Origin of the sequence: Massilia sp. PAMC28688 (assembly GCF_019443445.1) — a bacterium.
In the GTDB taxonomy this organism is placed as follows: domain Bacteria; phylum Pseudomonadota; class Gammaproteobacteria; order Burkholderiales; family Burkholderiaceae_D; genus Telluria_A.
The window spans coordinates 2,448,703-2,466,909 of record NZ_CP080378.1 but is presented as its reverse complement, the minus strand read 5'-3'; the positions used below and the strand labels follow the sequence as shown (position 1 = coordinate 2,466,909).

Genomic DNA, 18,207 nt, shown 5'->3' with positions numbered 1-18,207 from the left:
CATGACAACCACACCGAAACGAACGCCGCCGCGCATGCTGCGCGTGCGGCGCACCGAGCAATTGAGCCCATTGATGCGGCGGGTGGTCCTCTCCGGACCCGAACTTGATGGATTTCCCGAGCAGTGCGCAGGCGGCCATATCAAGCTGCTGCTGCCGCGCCCCGGACAGACCGAACCCGTGCTGCCCACCCTGGGGCCGGACGGACCGGTATGGCCGCCGGCGAATGTGCGGCCAATCGCACGCACCTACACCGTGAGCGCGTACGACAGCGCGCGCGGCGAACTGAGTGTCGATTTTGTGCTGCACGAGGAGCCGGGGCCGGCGTCAAGCTGGGCCCTGCGCGCCAGGACCGGCGACGCGATCGGTATTGCCGGCCCGGGCGGACCGCGCCGCTTTGACCCGCACGCGTCACATTTCCTGCTGTTTGGGGACCCCAGCGCACTGCCGGTGATTGCCGCAGTGCTGGCCAGCCTGCCTGTCACGGCCACCGGCAACGCCTTTGTTGAAGTGCCCGATGCCGGCGAAATCCGGATTCTGCACTGCCCGCCACATATCCGCCTGCATTGGCTGGTGCGCGGCAAGGTGCGGCCGGGCGCCAGCACGCGCCTGCTCGACGCCGCGCGCAAGCTTGGCTGGCCGGCAGGCGCGATATCGGTCACGCTGGCCGGCGAGAGCCACCAGGTCATTGCGCTGCGCGAGCATCTGCTGCACGAACGTGGCCTGGACCCGGTAGCGCTATACGCTGTCCCGTACTGGAAGGACCAGCACACCGAGGAGGCCTATCACGCGGAGCGGCACCGCATCATGGATCGCTTTGAAGAGGAAGACAATATGGAGGCGCGGGCATGAAGACGCTGCGATTGTTTATCTTTGCGCTGTTGATGCAGGCCGGCACGGCACTGGCGGCAGAGCGCATCATCACCGACGCTGCCGGCCGCCAGGTCAGCGTGCCGTCAGCGCCGCGCAGGGTGCTGGCCATGTCGGAGCTGGACCTGGATGCTTTGCTGGCCCTTGGCGTGAAGCCGGCGGGCGCCACCCGCGGGCGCGGGCAGCAGGCCATGCCGCGCTACCTGGGCAAGGCTGCAGCCGCCATCCCAAGCGTCGGCAATTTTGCCAGTCCGGTTCCGGAGCTGGCGCTGGCCCTGCAGCCCGACCTGATTCTGGCGGGCGGCATTCCCGATCCTGCGCTGCTGGCGCGGCTGTCCAGGATCGCGCCTACGGTGGTGACCTACCGGCCGGGCGACCACTGGCAGGGCGCCTTCAGGCGCGTGGCCGGTGCCGTGGGCAAAAGCACCCAGGGCGACGCGGTGCTGGCCGGCTACCAGCGCCGTGCAGCGGCGCTGCGCGCACGGCTGCAAGGTCAGACCTCCGCATCGGTCAGCGTGGTGCGCTGGAACCCGCAAGGCCCGGCCTACATGCTGCGTGACTCCTTTGCCAGCCTGGTGCTGGCTGACTTGCAGCTGCGCCGCCCGGCCAGCCAGCAACAGCCGGGAGCAGCGCATTCGCCGCCCCTGAGCATGGAGTCACTCTCCCTGATCGATGGCGACTGGCTGTTCGTGGGCACGCTCGATGGCGCAGGTGCGGCCAGTCGCGCCATGCAGGCTGCCGCCGTCAATCCTGCATTCGGGCGCCTGGGCGCTGTGAAGCAAGGGCACATGCGCGCGGTCGACGGCAGCCTGTGGACAGGGCCTGGCGGGCCGCTCGCGGCCAATGCCATCCTTGCCGATATTGAAAAGGCGATGCTGCAGCCATGAGGACGCTGCTCGCTTTCGCGCTGCTGTCCCTTGGCGCGGCATCGATGCTGCTCGGGCCCGGCGGTTCGCTGGCAGGGGAAAACGGAGACCTGCTGCTTGCGCTACGCACGCCCCGCACCGTCGCGGCGGTGGTGGCCGGTGCCGCCCTCGGTGCGGCCGGACTGCTGATGCAGACGATGACCCGCAACGAACTGGCCGAGCCGGGTCTGCTGGGCGTGAATGCCGGCGCCGCGTTCGGCGTCGTGACAGGCATTGCCTGGGCCGGGGCCGCGGCCGGCCCGGGCTACCTGCTCTGGTCGTTCCTGGGTGCGGCCGTCGGCAGTGCCTGCGTCCTGTCCATCGCCCACCTGCGCACGCCCGGCCCCCTGCGGCTGGTGCTCGCCGGCCTGGCCCTGAGCGCATCCTTCCACGGTGCCAGTTCTGCCATCCTGCTCAGCGAGCCGTCCGGTTACGACCAGTATCGATTCTGGGTACTCGGGTCCCTGGCCGGCGTGACGGCCGACATGGTGCGCTGGTCGGCCATGACGGTGCTGCCCGCAATGGCCGCGGCATGGCTGCTGGCGCGCCCGCTCTCGGCCCTGCTGCTTGGCGAAGACGGCGCACGCACGCTTGGGCACAGGCCGGCCCTGCTGTACCTGGGAATCGGCCTGGTCACCACCCTGCTGACCGCCAGTGCAGTCGCGCTGGCCGGCCCAATCGCCTTCCTTGGCCTGCTGGCGCCGCACCTGGCGCGCGGCGCGGCTACCCTTCCCGCCCGCCTCGCATGGTCGGCAGCGCTGGGCGCGGCCCTGTTGCTGCTGGCCGACCTTGGCGCGCGCATGGTGGCCCAGCCTTTCGAAACCCCTCTGAGCGTGCTGACCGCATTGTTTGGCGCACCACTGCTGATCTGGATGGCGCGGCGGAGGCTTGCATGATGCTGCTCGCCCGTGTTGACGGCAGCCTGTACGCCTTGCGCGCCAGGCGCTGGTCACTGCTGGTGGCACTGCGCCCACTCAAGGTGGCTGCGGCACTGCTGGCAACCCTGGTGTTGACCTGCCTGCTGGCCCTGGGCGCAGGACAGGGCTGGGTGGGCCCATCGCAGGTGGCGGCAGCACTGGCCGGCGCCGCGCCGGCCGGGGTGCATATGCTGGTACTCGAACTGCGCCTGCCGCGCATTGCTGCCGGCGTGGCAGCAGGGTGCGCGCTGGGCCTGGCCGGGGCGCTGGTACAAGCCGCATGCCGCAACCGCCTCGCCACGCCCGATGCCCTGGGCGTGGCCGACGGCGCCACCCTCGGCGTGTTCGCAGGCCTGATCCTGGCCGGAACGGGGTTGATGGGACCATGGTGGAGCGGTCCCGCAGGCGCGGCGGTGGCGCTCGCCCTGCTGCTTTGCGCAGCGCGCATCGGCGCCAACATCCAGGCACTGCTTGTCATTGGAATTGGCGTGGCAAGCCTGCTGCGCGCCGTCACCGAAATGCTGCTCTCGCGTCAGGAACTGATGCATGCGAGCGCGCTGTACTCATGGAGCGTAGGCAGCCTGACCGGACGCGGCTACGATGCGGCCCTGCCACTGGCGCTGGCGCTGCTGGTGCTGTCCGCTCCGGCCCTGCTGGTGGTGCGCAGGCTCGACCTGCTGCGTCTCGGCTCCGACCTGGCCTGCATGCTGGACGCGCAGGTACCGCGCCTCCAGTGGCTGGCACTGGCGCTGGCCTGCATGCTGGCCGGCCTCGCGGTGGGCGCATGCGGTCCGGTGGCGTTCGTGGCGCTGGCCGCGCCATTTGTCGCCAGCCGCCTGGCCGGCGCCGGCCGCGTGGCCGCGGGCAGCGCCATGCTGGCCGGCGCGGTGCTGGTGACCGGTGCCGACACGCTTGGCAGGATCGCGCTCGATGGTGCCGAGCTGCCCGCTGGCGTCGTCTCCAATCTGCTGGGAGGCCCCTTCATGTTATGGCTGCTGTTAAGCCCAGACGCGGGAGAATCGCATTGAATACCATCGCTATCGACAAACTCAGTGCCAGCCACGGCGCACGCCCGGCGCTGCACGATATTTGCCTGAGCTTCATCCCGGGCGAAGTGACCGTGATCGCCGGCCCCAATGGCTGCGGCAAGTCCACCTTGCTGCGCTGTCTGGCACGGCTGCACCGGCCGGATGCGGGAACCATCCGGATCGGGAGCAAGAACGTCTGGTCCCTGCCGGGTCGCGACAGCGCGCGCCTGATCGCCATGCTGCCGCAGGCGCCCGTGACACCGGAAGGCATTACCGTTTCCGCCCTGGTGCGCTACGGACGGCATCCGCACCAGGGGCTGCTGCGCCAGTGGTCGGCGGACGACGAACGCGCGGTGCAGCAGGCCATGCGCGATACCGGCACCAGCGCCCTGGCGGCAAGGCCACTGAGCCAACTCTCGGGCGGGCAGCGCCAGCGCTGCTGGCTGGCCATGGCGCTGGCGCAGGAGACGCCGGTACTGCTGCTGGACGAACCAACCAGCATGCTGGATTTGGGGCACCAGGTGGAAGTGCTGGACCTGGTGCGGCAACTGGCGCGCGCCGGACGCACCGTCGTCATGGTGCTGCACGATCTTGGCGCGGCGGCACGCTACGGCGACACGCTGGTGGCCATGCGCGGCGGACGGGTGGCCGCCAGCGGCCGCCCGGGCTCCGTCGTGACGGCGGCCCTGGTGCGCGATCTGTATGGAATCGAGGCCGACATTCTGGCGGCGCCACATGATGGCGCGCCGCTGGTAGTGCCGGTGGCGCGCCAGCCGCGCCTGTACGCCGTCAACCAGGCCTGAACAGGAGAACAGCATGGAATTTGCAGGAAAGGTGGCGATCGTGAGCGGCGCCGCCCAGGGCATCGGTGCGCAGGTCGCGCAATCGCTGGCCGCACAGGGTGCGCGGGTAGCGGCACTCGACATCCAGGCAGTGGAGCCGCCGCCCGGCGGCATCGCCCTGGTGGTGGACGTGGCCGACAGCAGCGCCGTCGATGGCGCGGTGGTGCGCATCGAGCAGGAGCTGGGACCGGTGGACATCCTCGTCAACGTGGCGGGCATCCTGCACCTGGGCGCGGCGCTGGAGATGAGCGACGCCGACTGGGACCGCACCTTTGCCGTGAACGCGGGCGGTGTGTTTCGCCTGTGCCGCGCGGTGGGCGAGCGCATGGTGCCGCGCCGCAGCGGCGTGATCGTCACGGTGGCATCGAACGCATCCAGCGTGCCACGCCAGCTGATGGCCGCTTACGCCGCGTCAAAGGCCGCATCGACCCAGTTCACCCGCTGCCTCGGCCTGGAGCTGGCGCCATTTGGCATCCGCTGCAATGTGGTCTCGCCCGGTTCCACCGATACCGCGATGCAGCGCCAGCTCTGGAGCAGTCCGGACGGCGAGCAGCAGGTCATCGCCGGCTCGCCGCACAGCTTCCGGCTTGGCATACCGCTGGGACGCATCGCCAGTTCCCAGGATGTGGCGGACGCCGTATGCTTCCTGGCGTCGCAGCGTGCGCGCCACATCACCATGCACGACCTGCGGGTGGACGGTGGTGCCACCCTGGGCAGTTAGCGGTCACCTCTCGTCAGCCAATCTGGATCCAGGTAGTCTTGAGCTCGGTGTACTTGTCAAAGGCATGCAGCGACTTGTCGCGGCCATTGCCGGACTGCTTGTAGCCGCCAAACGGCACCGTGATGTCGTCGCCGTCGTACTGGTTGACATGCACCGTGCCCGCCCGCAGCGCGCGCGCGGTCTGAATGGCCTTGCTGATGTCGCGCGTCCATACCGCGGCCTGCAGCCCGTACGGCGTGCCGTTGGCCTGGCGCACGGCGTCATCGATGTCGGTAAAACTGAGCACCGACAGCACCGGGCCAAAAATCTCTTCCGACGCAATCGTCATGGAGCTGTCCACCTGGTCGAACAGGGTTGGCGCCACGTAGAAGCCACCGGTATCAATGCGCGCCGCGGCGCCGCCAAACAGGAGCCGGGCACCGGCCTGCTTGCCCTGCTCGATATAGCCCATCACGGTTTTCATCTGCGTGGCATCGACAATGGCGCCCATGATGGTCGCTTCGTCCAGCGGGTCGCCCGGTGCATAGCGCGCCATCATCGGCAGCGCCTTTTCCATGAATGCGTCCTTGATCGACTCCTCCACGAACAGGCGCGACGGGGCATTGCAGCTTTCGCCCTGGTTGAAGTAAATGGCGCCGATGGCCGCGCTGACGGCGGCGTCGATGTCCGGACAGTCGGCGCAGACAATGTTGGCCGACTTGCCGCCCAGTTCAGTCCAGGCGCGCTTAAGGTTGGACTGGCCGGCCATCTGCATGATCTGCTTTCCGACCTTGGTCGAGCCGGTAAAGCCGATGCAGTCCACATCCATGTGCAGCGCCAGGGCCGCGCCGGCCTCGTGGCCGTAGCCGGGCACCACGTTGAACACGCCCGGCGGAATGCCCGCCTCGAGCGCGATTTCGGCCAGGCGCAGTGCGGTCAGGGGCGACTTTTCGGACGGCTTGAGCACCACGCTGTTGCCCGCCGCCAGCGCCGGGGCGATCTTCCAGGCGGCCATGATCATGGGGTAGTTCCACGGGACGATGGCGGCAACCACGCCCACCGGCTCGCGCGTGATCATGGCCAGGCTGTCATCGCCCGTGGGCGCGATTTCATCGTAGATCTTGTCGATCGCCTCGCCATACCAGCGGATGCAGTTGGCGGCGGCCGGCACATCCACGCTGCGGCTGTACTTGATCGGCTTGCCCATATCCAGCGTTTCAAGCAGTGCCAGTTCGTCCTTGTGCGCCATTATGGCGTCGGCGAACTTGATCATGGTGCGCTTGCGCTGGGCCGGTGCCTGGCCGGCCCAGCGCCGGTCCTCAAAGGCGGCGCGGGCGGCGGCCACGGCCGCGTCGACATCAGCCAGGCCGCAGCGCGCGGTCGTACCCAGCGTGCGCCCATCGATAGGTGAAATATTGTCGAATTGCTCACCAGAGCATGCGGCGACACGCTCGCCATTGATGACTGCGCGCCCGTCAATCGTAATCGCCTGCGCCTCTTCGTGCCATTGCTTGCCATCCATCACAGCCTCCGTCTTCATGAATTTGTCGTAAGTATGCAGCGCCCACCAATAATTTCGTTCTAATTCGGCAATCCGCCTTCCAAGCACAGCTATAATCCCCCAACTTTCCGGCTGGGCAATCTTTGCACATCCTTCAGTTCTGTATCCCTGGAGCCATTGACCATGAATTACACCCTGATCACCGCCGTGGTGCTCTATCTGCTTGCCACGCTTGCACTTGGTTTGTGGGCCGGGCGGCGCATCAAGAATACGGCCGATTTTGCCGTCGCCGGCCGCAGCCTGCCGCTGATCATGGTGGTGACCACCACCTTCGCCACCTGGTTCGGTGCCGAAACGGTCATGGGCATTCCCGCCAAATTCGTCCAGGGCGGCATGAACGCCATTGTCGAAGACCCCTTCGGCGCCGGTACCTGCCTGATCCTGGTCGGCATGTTCTTTGCCGCCCGCCTGTACAAACTCAATCTGCTCACCATTGGCGACTATTATCGCAAGCGCTACGGCAAAGGCATCGAGGTATTCTGTTCAATTGCCATCATCCTGTCCTACCTTGGCTGGGTGGCCGCGCAAATCACTGCCCTGGGCCTGGTGTTTACGGTGCTGACCGGAGGCGCCATGTCGGAAACGGCCGGGATGGTCATCGGCACCCTCTCCGTGCTGATCTACGTGGTGGTCGGCGGCTTCCTGGCCATTGCCATTACTGACTTCATCCAGATGATCGTGCTGGTCCTGGGCCTGTCCCTCATTGCCGTCTTTGCCGCCGACCTGGCCGGCGGGCCGGCGCAGGTGATGGCCTTCGCCGGCCAGAGGGACTTGTGGAACTTCCTGCCGCCGCCCACCTTCAAGGAGATCGCCTTTTTCCTGGGCGCCGCCCTGACCATGATGTTGGGCAGCATTCCGCAGCAGGACGTCTTCCAGCGCGTGATGTCGGCCAAGGATGCGCCAACGGCCCGCACCGGCGCCATCATCGGCGGTGCCAGCTATATCATGTTCGCCTTCGTCCCCATGTTCATCGTCCTGTGCGCGGTCATGGTATTGGGCGAAGCCGGCATGGCGATGGCCGAAAACGACCATCAGCGCCTGCTGCCCACCTTTGTCATGACCAAAATGCCGCTGATTATGCAGATCCTGTTTTTCGGCGCCCTGCTTTCGGCCATCAAGAGCACCTCGTCGGCCACCCTGCTGGCCCCTTCGACCAGCTTTGTGGAGAACATCCTCAAGCACCTGCGCCCCGGCATGACGGACCGTCAGCAACTGTTTGCGGTACGCTGCTCGATCGTGGTCTTCGCTGCCATGGTGCTGGCCTATGCCATCTCGATGCAGGGCACCTCCATCTACGACCTGGTGTCGGGCGCCTACCAGGTTCCCCTGGTAGCGGCGTTTGTACCCCTGGTCATGGGACTGTACTGGAAGCGCGCCACCACCCAGGGCGCCATCATGTCCATCTTGCTGGGCATCTCGGTGTGGCTGATCCACCTGCCTCAAATCTCGACACTGGGCGAACAATTCCCGGGCCAGCTCGCAGGCTTGATCGCCGCCTTTATCGGCATGCTCGCAGGCTCCCTGGCACCGCAGCTACTGCAAGACCGCAAGGAAGCCTAAGTAGCCCGCAGTACGGCAATCACACCCAGCCGCGCTGGCGCAGATCGGCCAGCGTGGCGTCGAGGCAGAAGCGGATCTTGGCGATCATCTCGTCAATCTGCTCGCAGCTCATGATCAGGGGCGGCGCGATGATCATGCGGTCCCCCACGGCGCGCATGATCATGCCATTGCTGAACATGTGGCCGCGGCAGATCATGCCCACGCCCTGCGATGGTTCGAACAGCTCGCATTCGTGCACGTTGGCCGCTTTTTTGCGTACCAGGTTCAGGCCAGCCACAAAGCCGGAGCTATTCGTAAATCCCACCAGCGGATGGTCGCTCAGGCCGGCAAATTTCGCTTTCAGGTAGGGGCCTGTTTTCATGGCCACCTGCTCCACCAGCTTTTCGTCGCGGATGATGCGCAGGTTTTCAAGGGCCGCGGCGCAAGCCACGGGGTGGCCTGAATAGGTAAAGCCATGATTGAAGTCGCCGCCTTTTTCAGTCAGCACCTTGGCCACGCGGTCGCCCACCAGCACCCCGCCCAGCGGCACGTAGCCGGAGGTGACGCCCTTGGCAAAGGTGATCAGGTCCGGCTTGATGCCCATCAGCTCCGACGCAAACCAGGTACCCAGGCGTCCAAAACCGCAAATGACTTCATCGGCAATGAGCAGGATGCCGTACTTGTCGCAGATACGCTGGATTTCGGGCCAGTAGGTCACCGGCGGGATGATCACGCCGCCGGCGCCCTGCACCGGTTCGCCGATGAAGGCGGCCACCTTGTCGGGACCGACTTCCAGGATTTTCTTTTCCAGCCAGCCGGCGGCGACGATGCCGAATTCGTTTTCGCTCAGGCCCATGCCGGACTCAAAATAATTCGGCTGGCCGATATGCTCGATGCCCGGCATGGTGCCGGCCTGCTCGTGCATGCCTTCCATGCCGCCCAGGGCCGACCCGGCCACGGTGCTGCCATGGTAGGCGTTGTAGCGGCTGATGATGGTGTGACGGCCCTTGTAGCCCAACAGGTCCCAGTAGCGGCGCACCATGCGTACGTTGGTGTCGTTGGCCTCCGACCCGGAGCCGGTGAAGAACACGTGATTGAACTGCGGCGGCGACAGTTCCACCAGCAGTGACGCCAGCTGCACCGCCGGGATATTGGTGGTGTTGAAAAAGCTGTTATAGAACGGCAGCGTTTCCATCTGCCGGTAGACAGCATTCGAAATGCTGGTACGGCCATAGCCGACATTGACGCACCACAGGCCCGACATCCCGTCCAGGATCTTGTTGCCCTCCGAATCCCACAGGTAGATGCCGTCACCGCGCACCATAACGCGCACACCTTTTTCGGCCAGCGCGGCGTGATCGGTAAACGGGTGCATGTAGTGGGCCGCGTCCTGGCGCCGCAGCGCCGCGGTGTCATACACTTCGTTGACGGCGTTCTTGACGGAGGCCAGGACCGCTGCTGCTGGGGCCAGTGATTGGGGTGGCATGATGAACCTCGACGTAACGTTAATGGATGCTGCGGTGGGTGAGCACTGCCGCAGGTGCGGCAGCTCGCTTGCCTGTCATACGTGCAGCAGCAGGTGCTCGCGCTCCCACGGGCTGATCACGCGCATGAATTCCTGGTGCTCCACGTCCTTGATGGCGGCGTAGACATCGATGAAGCGGTCGCCCAGCACGCTGCGCAGCTTGTCCTCGGCGCGCAGCATCTGCAGCGCTTCCGGCAGGCCTTGCGGCAGTTCGAACGGCATGTCGTAGGCGCTGCCGGTCATCATGGCAGACGGCTCGAGCTGCTCGGTCATGCCAAGGTAGCCGCAAGCCAGCGTGACGGCCAGGGCCAGGTAAGGATTGGCGTCGGCACCGATGATGCGGTTTTCCACGCGCCGGTCCTGCACGCCCGATTCCGGCACCCGGAAGCCCACCGTGCGGTTGTCCAGCCCCCACTGGATGTTAATGGGAGCGGCCGTGTGACGCACGATGCGGCGGTACGAATTGACGTACGGCGCCACGATCGCCATGGCCGACGGCATGTAGCGCTGCAGGCCGCCGATATACTGCTTGAACAGCGGCGAGGCCGAACCATCTTCGCTGCTGAAGATATTGCGGCCGGTCTTGGTGTCGACCACGCTCTGGTGGACGTGCATGGCCGATCCAGGCTCGCCCGCCATGGGCTTGGCCATGAAGGTGGCGTACATGTCGTGCTTGAGCGCCGCCTCGCGCAGGGTGCGCTTGAAGAAGAACACCTTGTCGGCCAGGCCCAATGGGTCGCCGTGCTGGAAATTGATCTCCATCTGGCCGGCACCGATCTCGTGGATCAGGGTGTCGACGTCCAGGTTCATCAGGTCGCAGTAATCATAAATGTCTTCGAACAGCGGATCGAACTCATTGACCGCGTCGATGCTGTAGACCTGGCGGCTGGTTTCGGCGCGGCCGCTGCGGCCAATGGGCGGCTTGAGCGGCAGGTCGGGATCGGTATTCTTGGCCGTGAGGTAGAACTCAAGCTCCGGCGCCACCACCGGCTTCCAGCCCTTGTCTTCGTACAGCTTGAGCACGCGGCGCAGCACCGAGCGGGGCGCGAAGTCGACCAGTTTGCCGTCCGAAAAATAGCAGTCGTGGATCACCTGCGCGGTGGGATCGACCGCCCACGGCACCATGGTGATGGTGGTGGGGTCGGCCTTGAGGATCATGTCGCGGTCGGTGGTGGAAATGGCGCGGTCGTACGGGCCATCGTTGACCGGATAGTTGCCGGTGACGGTCATGCCCAGCACGGCCTCGGGAATGCGCATGCCGCGCTCCTGGGTGAATTTGGCACGCGGCAGGATCTTGCCGCGGGCGACACCGGTCAGGTCGGGAATCAGGCACTCGATTTCGGTGACCCGTTTTTCGTTAAGCCACAGATCCATGTCTGTGTAGGTAAAGTTTTCGCGAATTGCCATGATTGTCTCTCTGTAGTCTTGCTCAAACGCCGGGCGCAAAAGCGCGGCGTGCTATGGATCTGGAGGATGGCAGGCGAAGCTAGGGGACCGCACTCCCCTTGTTCTCAAGATAGCTGCGGCATGCGTCGCCAAAGGCGCCGAAAATCTTCATGGAGTCGGGATTGTCCAGCAGGCGCCACTCCGGATGCCACTGGACCGCCAGCGAGAAGCCCGGCGCCGACGGCACCGAAAATGCTTCCACCAGGCCGTCGTCGGAACGCGCTTCAATGGCAATGCCATCGGCCAGGCGGTCCACGCCCTGCCCGTGCAGCGAATTGACCCAGGTCTGGGTCGCGCCGTTGAGGATGCGCTGCAGCTGGCCGCCTTCTTCGATCATGATCACGTGGGCCGGACCATACTGCTCTTCGAGCGGCAGATCCGGATTCTCGCGGTGGTCCATCTTGCCTTCCACATCCTGCACGGCCTGATACAGGCTGCCGCCGAGCGCCACGTTCATCTCCTGAAAGCCGCGGCACACTGCAATGACGGGAATGCCGCGGCGCAGGGCGGCACGGATCAGGGGCAGCGTGGTGGCATCACGCGCCGGGTCTTGCGGCAGGGCGGGATCGTACACATCCTGGCCATAGTGGCTGGGATGAACATTGCTGGCCGAGCCGGTAAGCAGAATGCCGTCGCAGATGGCGAGCATGGTTTCCAGGTCCATGGCCTGGCCGACCGCCGGCAGCACGAGCGGCGCGCAGCCGGCGCCGTGAACGACCGCATCGACATATTTGATTTGCGCACCGTAATAGGGAAAATCACCGAACTGACGGGTGCAAGCTGGTACGAGAACGATTGGACTACGCATAATGCCTGCCGTGTGTGTTGGGCACTGGGATTCATCATAAAACTAATCGAATGCGAATGCGAGTGCCGATTGATGTATATCAAACAAGCCCATAGCTTACTTGCTAAAGAGATATCGTGCCAACACCCGAGGATTTGACTAAGGGCAACGTCCGGACGGGCGGGGCGAAATGATGGCGTTTCGGCTACCATGGGCAATCTCCCCACTTTCCAAGGCCCGCCATGCTTAAGCTTAAAGACCCGTCCCTGCTCAAGGAAACCTGCCTGATCGACGGCCAGTGGCGCGGCGCCGGCCAAGGCGCCACCATCACCGTCACCAATCCGGCCACCGGCGAAGCACTCGGCACCGTGCCGCGCATGGGCGCCGGCGAGGCGCGCCAAGCGATTGAAGCGGCCAGCGCGGCCTGGCCGGCGTGGCGCAGCAAGACAGCCAAAGAGCGCAGCGTCATCCTGCGCAAGTGGCACGACCTGATGCTGGAAAACGCAGACGACCTGGCATTGATCATGACGGCAGAACAGGGCAAGCCGCTGGCGGAATCGAAAGGCGAGATCACCTACGCTGCTGCCTTCATCGAGTGGTTTGCCGAGGAAGCGAAGCGGGTGGAAGGCGACACGCTGCAGTCGCCATGGCCCGACCGGCGCCTGGTGGTGACCAAGGAACCGATTGGCGTGTGCGCCGCCATCACGCCATGGAACTTCCCGGCCGCGATGATCACCCGCAAGGCCGGCCCCGCGCTGGCAGCCGGCTGCACGATGGTGGTCAAACCGGCCGAACTGACGCCCTTCTCGGCACTGGCGCTGGCTGCGCTGGCCGAGCGCGCCGGGGTGCCGAAGGGGGTGTTCAGCGTGATCACCGGCGACTCCAGGGCCATTGGCGGGGAGATGACCAGCAACCCCATCGTGCGCAAGCTCACCTTTACCGGTTCCACCGAAGTTGGCCGCGTCCTCATGGAGCAGTGCGCGCCGACCATCAAGAAGCTGTCGCTGGAATTGGGAGGCAATGCGCCGTTCATCGTGTTTGACGATGCCGACATCGACGCCGCCGTGGAAGGTGCCATCGCCTCCAAGTACCGTAACGCCGGCCAGACCTGCGTGTGCGCCAATCGCCTGTACGTGCAGGACGGCGTGTATGAACAGTTTGCCGAAAAGCTGGTGGCGGCGGTGGCCAGGCTCAAGGTGGGCAATGGGCAGGAAGCAGGCGTCACCCAGGGGCCGCTGATCGAGGAAAAAGCCGTCACCAAGGTGGAAGAACATATCGCCGACGCACTGTCCAAGGGCGCCCGCCTGCTGGCCGGCGGCAAGCGCCACGCGCTCGGCCACAGCTTCTTCCAGCCCACCGTGATCGCCGACGTCACGTCCGAGATGCAGGTGGCCACGGAAGAAACCTTCGGTCCCCTGGCGCCGCTGTTCCGTTTCAAGACCGAGGAGGAGGTGATTGCGATGGCCAACAACACGGAGTTTGGCCTGGCGGCCTACTTTTACGCGCGTGATATTGGCCGCGTGTGGCGCGTGGCCGACGCACTGGAAAGCGGGATGGTGGGGGTGAACACGGGTCTGATCTCGACCGAAGTGGCCCCCTTTGGCGGCGTGAAGCAGTCAGGCCTGGGGCGCGAAGGCTCGCGCTACGGCATGGACGACTACCTGGTCGTCAAGTACATCTGCATGGGCGGGATTTAAGACTTGTACTGGTCGTACTTGCGCGCGTCGCCGCGCACTTGATCGGCCGGATACTTGGCGCGGTTGAGGACCATTTTTTCCTCGACTGCCGCACCGAGGTCGATATCGAGCTTGTCGGCCAGACGCACCAGGTAGACCAGCGTGTCGGCCAGTTCATGGCGCACCTCAAGCAGCTTGCCGGCGCCCAGTTCCTGCGCGCTGCCGGTGGCCAGCCACTGGAAGTGTTCCAGTAATTCGGCCGCCTCCACGTTCATGGCGCAGGCCAGGTTCTTGGGCGTGTGGAACTGGTCCCAGTCGCGCTCATTGACGAAGGTGCGCACCAGGTCACGGATGGCGGTGAGGTGGTTGCTGTCCATGACCGGTGGCGCGTCAGGCCGCGTATTCGCTGAAGCGGCCGTCCAGGCAATTGGCCAGGTCGTCGTGGCAGGCCACGCTCATGCCCAGGTCGCGCAGCAGGCCATCCTTGACGTCATAAATCCAGCCATGGATGGTGAGCGACTGGCCGCGTTCCCACGCATCCTGCACGATGGTGGTGCGCATGGTGTTGACGACCTGCTCGACGACATTCAACTCGCACAGGCGGTTGGCGCGCTCGCGCGTCGGCAAGGCCTCGCCCAGGTATTTTTCGTGTTTTTGGGAGACGTCCTGCACATGGCGCAGCCAGTTGTCGGCCAGGCCCACGCGCGTATTGACCATGGCCGCATGCACGCCGGAGCAGCCGTAGTGGCCGCAAATGATGACATGCTTGACCTTCAGGACATCGATGGCAAACTGCAGCACGGACAGGCAGTTCAGGTCCGAGTGGACCACCACGTTGGCGATGTTACGGTGTACGAAGAGTTCGCCCGGGGCCATGCCCAGCAGCTCATTGGCGGGCACGCGGCTGTCGGAACAGCCAATCCACAGGTATTCGGGCGATTGCTGGTTGGCCAGCGAGGTGAAAAAATTGGGATCCCTGGCAGTCATCGAGGAAGACCACTCGCGATTGCGCTTGAACAGTTCGTCGGTATGTAGTTCTGCTTGTGTCGTCATACAGCTTCCCATGAGGCGTTCGGGTGAACGGGCAGGCGGTATTTTAACCGAAGAAGCCCTCTAATTTACCAACGCTGCGCGCTGCCGATGTGGAAAGGGACGCCGCAGCGTCCCTTTGCATGATCGCAGGACTTACTCGAAGAAGTCCTTGACCTTGTCCATCCAGCCCTTGCTTTGCGGGCTGTGCTTGGCGCCGCCTTCGACCGTGAGGCGCTCGAATTCACGCAGCAGGTCTTTCTGCTTTTCGGTCAGCTTGACCGGCGTTTCGACCGCCACGTGGCAGAACAGGTCGCCCGCATAACCGCTGCGCACGCCCTTGATACCCTTCGCTTTCAGGCGGAAGGTCTTGCCCGACTGGGTACCTTCAGGAATCGTGAACGATACCTTGCCCGACAGGGTCGGCACCTCGATCTCGCCACCGAGCGTGGCCTTGACGAAGGAGATCGGCATTTCGCAATGCAGGTCGTCGCCTTCGCGCTGGAACACGGCGTGCGGCTTGATGTGCACTTCCACATACAGGTCGCCCGCCGGGCCCCCATTGGTCCCCGGCTCGCCGTTGCCCGACGAGCGGATGCGCATGCCGTTGTCGATACCGGCCGGGATCTTCACTTCCAGCGTCTTGTTGCGCTTGATCCGGCCCTGGCCGCCGCAGGGAGCGCAAGGATCGGTAATCACCTTGCCCGTGCCGTGGCACTTGGGGCAGGTTTGCTGGATGCTGAAGAAACCCTGCTGCATGCGGACCTGGCCATGGCCTGCGCAAGTACCGCAGGTCGACGGCGACGTGCCCGGCTTGGCGCCGCTGCCGTGGCAGGTTTCGCACTTGTCCCAGCTGGGCACGCGGATGGTGGTGTCGAAGCCGTGCGCGGCCTGCTCAAGGGTGATCTCAAGGTTGTAGCGCAGGTCGGCCCCGCGGTACACCTGGGGACCGGCGCCGCGGCCACGCCCTGCACCACCACCGAAGATGTCGCCAAAGATGTCGCCGAAACTGTCGGCAAAGCCGCCGGCGCCAAAGCCGCCACCGCCACCCATGTTCGGATCGACGCCGGCGTGACCGTAGCGGTCATACGCTTCGCGCTTTTCCGGATTGGTGAGCATCTCGTACGCTTCTTTGACTTCCTTGAACTTTTCTTCCGACTCCTTACTGTCCGGATTGCGGTCCGGATGGTATTTCATCGCAAGCTTGCGATACGACTTCTTGATCTCTTCTTCCGAAGAATTCTTGGCGACCCCGAGGATCTCGTAAAAATCACGCTTTGCCATTTGTCGGCACCTTGCTGTCTGACTGAATCACTGACTCGTTTATGCAAAAAAACCGAGCCGCAAAGGGCCCGGCCGGATCGATGCGAACAGGTGCGCGGCAAAGCCGCGAACCCGTCCCGCTATTACTTGGCGTCCTTGACTTCCTTGAAGTCGGCGTCCACCACGTCGTCCTGCTGCGCCTTGCTGCCGCTATCGCCACCCTGGCCGCCCTGCTGGCCACCGTCACCGCCGGCTGCCTGCTGCGCCTGCATGTCGGCGTACATCTTCTCGCCCAGCTTTTGCGACGCGGTCGACAGCGCCGCCACCTTGGCGTCGATTTCTTCCTTGTCGCCGGTCTTGATCGAGCCTTCGACGTCAACAATCGCCTTTTCGATGGCTTCCTTCTCGCCCGCTTCCAGCTTGTCGCCGTATTCGGTCATCGACTTGCGGGTCGAGTGCACCAGCGAGTCGGCCGCGTTGCGCGATTCGGCCAGTTCCTTGACCTTGCGGTCTTCCTCGGCGTTCAGCTCGGCGTCCTTCACCATCTTCTGGATCTCGTCTTCGGTCAGACCGGAGTTGGCCTTGATGGTGATCTTGTTTTCCTTGCCGGTGGCCTTGTCCTTGGCGCCCACGTGCAAGATGCCGTTGGCATCAATGTCGAAGGTCACTTCAATCTGTGGCGTGCCGCGTGGTGCCGGCGGAATGCCCTCGAGATTGAATTCACCCAGGCCCTTGTTGCGGGCCGCGATATCGCGCTCGCCCTGGAATACCTTGATCGTCACCGCCGGCTGGTTGTCGTCGGCCGTCGAGAACACCTGGCTGAACTTGGTCGGGATGGTCGTGTTCTTCTGGATCATCTTGGTCATCACGCCGCCCTGGGTTTCAATACCCAGCGACAGAGGGGTGACGTCGAGCAGCAGCAGGTCCTTGCGGTCGCCCGACAGAACCGAGCCCTGGATCGCGGCGCCCACGGCAACGGCTTCGTCAGGGTTGACGTCCTTGCGCGGCTCCTTGCCAAAGAATTCCTTGACCTTTTCCTGCACCTTCGGCATGCGCGTCATGCCGCCCACCAGGATGATGTCGTCGATGTCGGACACCTTGACGCCGGCATCCTTGATCGCGATCTTGCATGGCTCGATGGTGGCGGCAATGAGTTCTTCCACCAGCGACTCGAGCTTGGCGCGGGTCATCTTGAGGTTCAGGTGGACCGGTGCGCCGTTGGCCATGGCGATATACGGCTCGTTGATCTCGGTCTGCTGCGACGATGACAGTTCGATCTTGGCGCGCTCGGCCGATGCCTTGATGCGCTGCAGGGCGATTGGGTCCTTCTTGAGGTCCAGGCCGTTGATCTTCTTGAATTCGTCGATGATGTAATCGATGATGCGCTGGTCGAAGTCTTCGCCGCCCAGGAAGGTGTCGCCATTGGTCGAGAGCACTTCGAACTGCTTTTCACCCTCGACGTCGGCAATCTCGATGATCGAGACGTCGAACGTGCCGCCGCCCAGGTCATACACGGCAATCTTGCGGTCGCCCTTGTCGGTCTTGTCCAGACCAAAGGCCAGGGCAGCCGCGGTAGGCTCGTTGATGATGCGCTTGACGTCCAGGCCCGCGATGCGGCCGGCATCCTTGGTTGCCTGGCGCTGCGAGTCATTGAAGTACGCAGGCACGGTGATGACCGCTTCGGTCACTTCTTCGCCCAGGTAATCTTCGGCCGTCTTTTTCATCTTGCGCAGCACTTCCGCCGAGATTTGCGGCGGGGCCAGCTTCTTGTCGCGTACGCCAATCCAGGCGTCGCCATTGTCGGCCTTCATGATCGAGTAAGGCATCAGGCCGATGTCCTTCTGCACTTCTTTCTCGTCGAACTTACGGCCGATCAGGCGCTTGACCGCGAACAGGGTGTTCTTGGGATTGGTGACGGCCTGGCGTTTCGCCGGCGCGCCAACCAGGATCTCGCCATCTTCCTGATAAGCAATGATCGACGGCGTCGTGCGTGCGCCTTCTGCATTCTCGATTACCTTTGGCTGACCATTTTCCATGATCGCGACGCAGGAGTTAGTCGTTCCCAGGTCGATACCGATAATTCTGCCCATGATTTTTTCCTTTTAATTACTAGTTTCAGAT

General features: G+C 64.3%; 16 protein-coding genes. 8 read left to right on the top strand and 8 right to left on the bottom strand.

The genetic code is table 11. The annotated features are described in order from the left end of the window. The first annotated feature begins 1 nt into the window (after window position 1). From KY495_RS11135 to dhbA, 6 genes are read left to right on the top strand one after another with little or no spacing between them, the layout of a single operon-like run. Window positions 2-850 carry a siderophore-interacting protein gene (locus KY495_RS11135; protein ID WP_219883689.1) on the top strand — a complete coding sequence of 283 codons (849 nt, stop codon included), beginning with the start codon at window positions 2-4 and terminating at the stop codon, window positions 848-850. Next, window positions 847-1,755 (top strand): ABC transporter substrate-binding protein, encoded by a 909-nt coding sequence (locus KY495_RS11130; RefSeq protein ID WP_219883688.1) that lies wholly within the window; start codon window positions 847-849, stop codon window positions 1,753-1,755. Before KY495_RS11135 ends, KY495_RS11130 begins: the two co-directional genes overlap by 4 nt. Beyond that, window positions 1,752-2,669 (top strand): iron ABC transporter permease, encoded by a 918-nt coding sequence (locus KY495_RS11125; protein WP_219883687.1) that lies wholly within the window; start codon window positions 1,752-1,754, stop codon window positions 2,667-2,669. The genes KY495_RS11130 and KY495_RS11125 overlap by 4 nt, the downstream gene beginning before the upstream one ends. After that, a complete protein-coding gene (locus KY495_RS11120; protein WP_219883686.1) occupies window positions 2,666-3,718 on the top strand; it encodes an iron chelate uptake ABC transporter family permease subunit in 1,053 nt (350 codons plus the stop codon). Before KY495_RS11125 ends, KY495_RS11120 begins: the two co-directional genes overlap by 4 nt. After that, window positions 3,715-4,521 carry an ABC transporter ATP-binding protein gene (locus KY495_RS11115; protein WP_219883685.1) on the top strand — a complete coding sequence of 269 codons (807 nt, stop codon included), beginning with the start codon at window positions 3,715-3,717 and terminating at the stop codon, window positions 4,519-4,521. Before KY495_RS11120 ends, KY495_RS11115 begins: the two co-directional genes overlap by 4 nt. 13 nt (window positions 4,522-4,534) lie before the next feature. Next, entirely contained in the window at window positions 4,535-5,281 is a 747-nt protein-coding gene (gene dhbA, locus KY495_RS11110; protein WP_219883684.1) for a 2,3-dihydro-2,3-dihydroxybenzoate dehydrogenase, read from the top strand. A 13-nt stretch (window positions 5,282-5,294) separates the two neighbouring features. Here dhbA and KY495_RS11105 read toward each other — a convergent pair whose 3' ends face one another. Beyond that, entirely contained in the window at window positions 5,295-6,782 is a 1,488-nt protein-coding gene (locus tag KY495_RS11105) for an aldehyde dehydrogenase (protein ID WP_219884210.1), read from the bottom strand. Window positions 6,783-6,944: 162 nt separating this feature from the next. Here KY495_RS11105 and KY495_RS11100 point away from each other — a divergent pair, with 162 nt between their 5' ends. Then, on the top strand, window positions 6,945-8,381 hold the full coding sequence (locus KY495_RS11100; protein ID WP_219883683.1) for a sodium:solute symporter family protein: 1,437 nt from the start codon (window positions 6,945-6,947) through the stop codon (window positions 8,379-8,381). Between the two features lie 19 nt (window positions 8,382-8,400). Here the strand turns inward: KY495_RS11100 and KY495_RS11095 are convergent, their stop codons facing one another. From KY495_RS11095 to KY495_RS11085, 3 genes are all read right to left on the bottom strand, one after another. Beyond that, window positions 8,401-9,846: an aspartate aminotransferase family protein gene (locus KY495_RS11095; RefSeq protein ID WP_219883682.1), complete on the bottom strand. Its 1,446-nt coding sequence runs from the start codon at window positions 9,844-9,846 to the stop codon at window positions 8,401-8,403. Between the two features lie 75 nt (window positions 9,847-9,921). Continuing rightward, window positions 9,922-11,292, bottom strand: a complete 1,371-nt coding sequence (locus KY495_RS11090; protein WP_219883681.1) for a glutamine synthetase family protein — start codon at window positions 11,290-11,292, stop codon at window positions 9,922-9,924. A 79-nt stretch (window positions 11,293-11,371) separates the two neighbouring features. Then, on the bottom strand, window positions 11,372-12,139 hold the full coding sequence (locus KY495_RS11085; protein WP_219883680.1) for a gamma-glutamyl-gamma-aminobutyrate hydrolase family protein: 768 nt from the start codon (window positions 12,137-12,139) through the stop codon (window positions 11,372-11,374). 221 nt (window positions 12,140-12,360) lie between these two features. Between KY495_RS11085 and gabD the strand changes: the two genes are divergently transcribed. Further along, window positions 12,361-13,815, top strand: coding sequence for an NADP-dependent succinate-semialdehyde dehydrogenase (gene gabD / locus KY495_RS11080; RefSeq protein ID WP_219883679.1), 1,455 nt, complete (start codon window positions 12,361-12,363; stop codon window positions 13,813-13,815). Here the strand turns inward: gabD and KY495_RS11075 are convergent. The 4 genes from KY495_RS11075 to dnaK all read right to left on the bottom strand — a co-directional run bounded on the left by KY495_RS11075 (window position 13,812) and on the right by dnaK (window position 18,176). Continuing rightward, window positions 13,812-14,171 carry a nucleotide pyrophosphohydrolase gene (locus tag KY495_RS11075; RefSeq protein ID WP_219883678.1) on the bottom strand — a complete coding sequence of 120 codons (360 nt, stop codon included), beginning with the start codon at window positions 14,169-14,171 and terminating at the stop codon, window positions 13,812-13,814. The two genes, gabD and KY495_RS11075, sit on opposite strands and share 4 nt — an antisense overlap. Window positions 14,172-14,184: 13 nt before the next feature. Then, window positions 14,185-14,847 (bottom strand): carbonate dehydratase, encoded by a 663-nt coding sequence (gene can, locus KY495_RS11070; RefSeq protein ID WP_219883677.1) that lies wholly within the window; start codon window positions 14,845-14,847, stop codon window positions 14,185-14,187. Window positions 14,848-14,979: 132 nt separating this feature from the next. After that, a complete protein-coding gene (gene dnaJ / locus KY495_RS11065; RefSeq protein ID WP_219883676.1) occupies window positions 14,980-16,107 on the bottom strand; it encodes a molecular chaperone DnaJ in 1,128 nt (375 codons plus the stop codon). A 122-nt stretch (window positions 16,108-16,229) separates the two neighbouring features. Then, window positions 16,230-18,176: a molecular chaperone DnaK gene (dnaK, locus tag KY495_RS11060; protein ID WP_219883675.1), complete on the bottom strand. Its 1,947-nt coding sequence runs from the start codon at window positions 18,174-18,176 to the stop codon at window positions 16,230-16,232. Window positions 18,177-18,207: the final 31 nt, after the last annotated feature.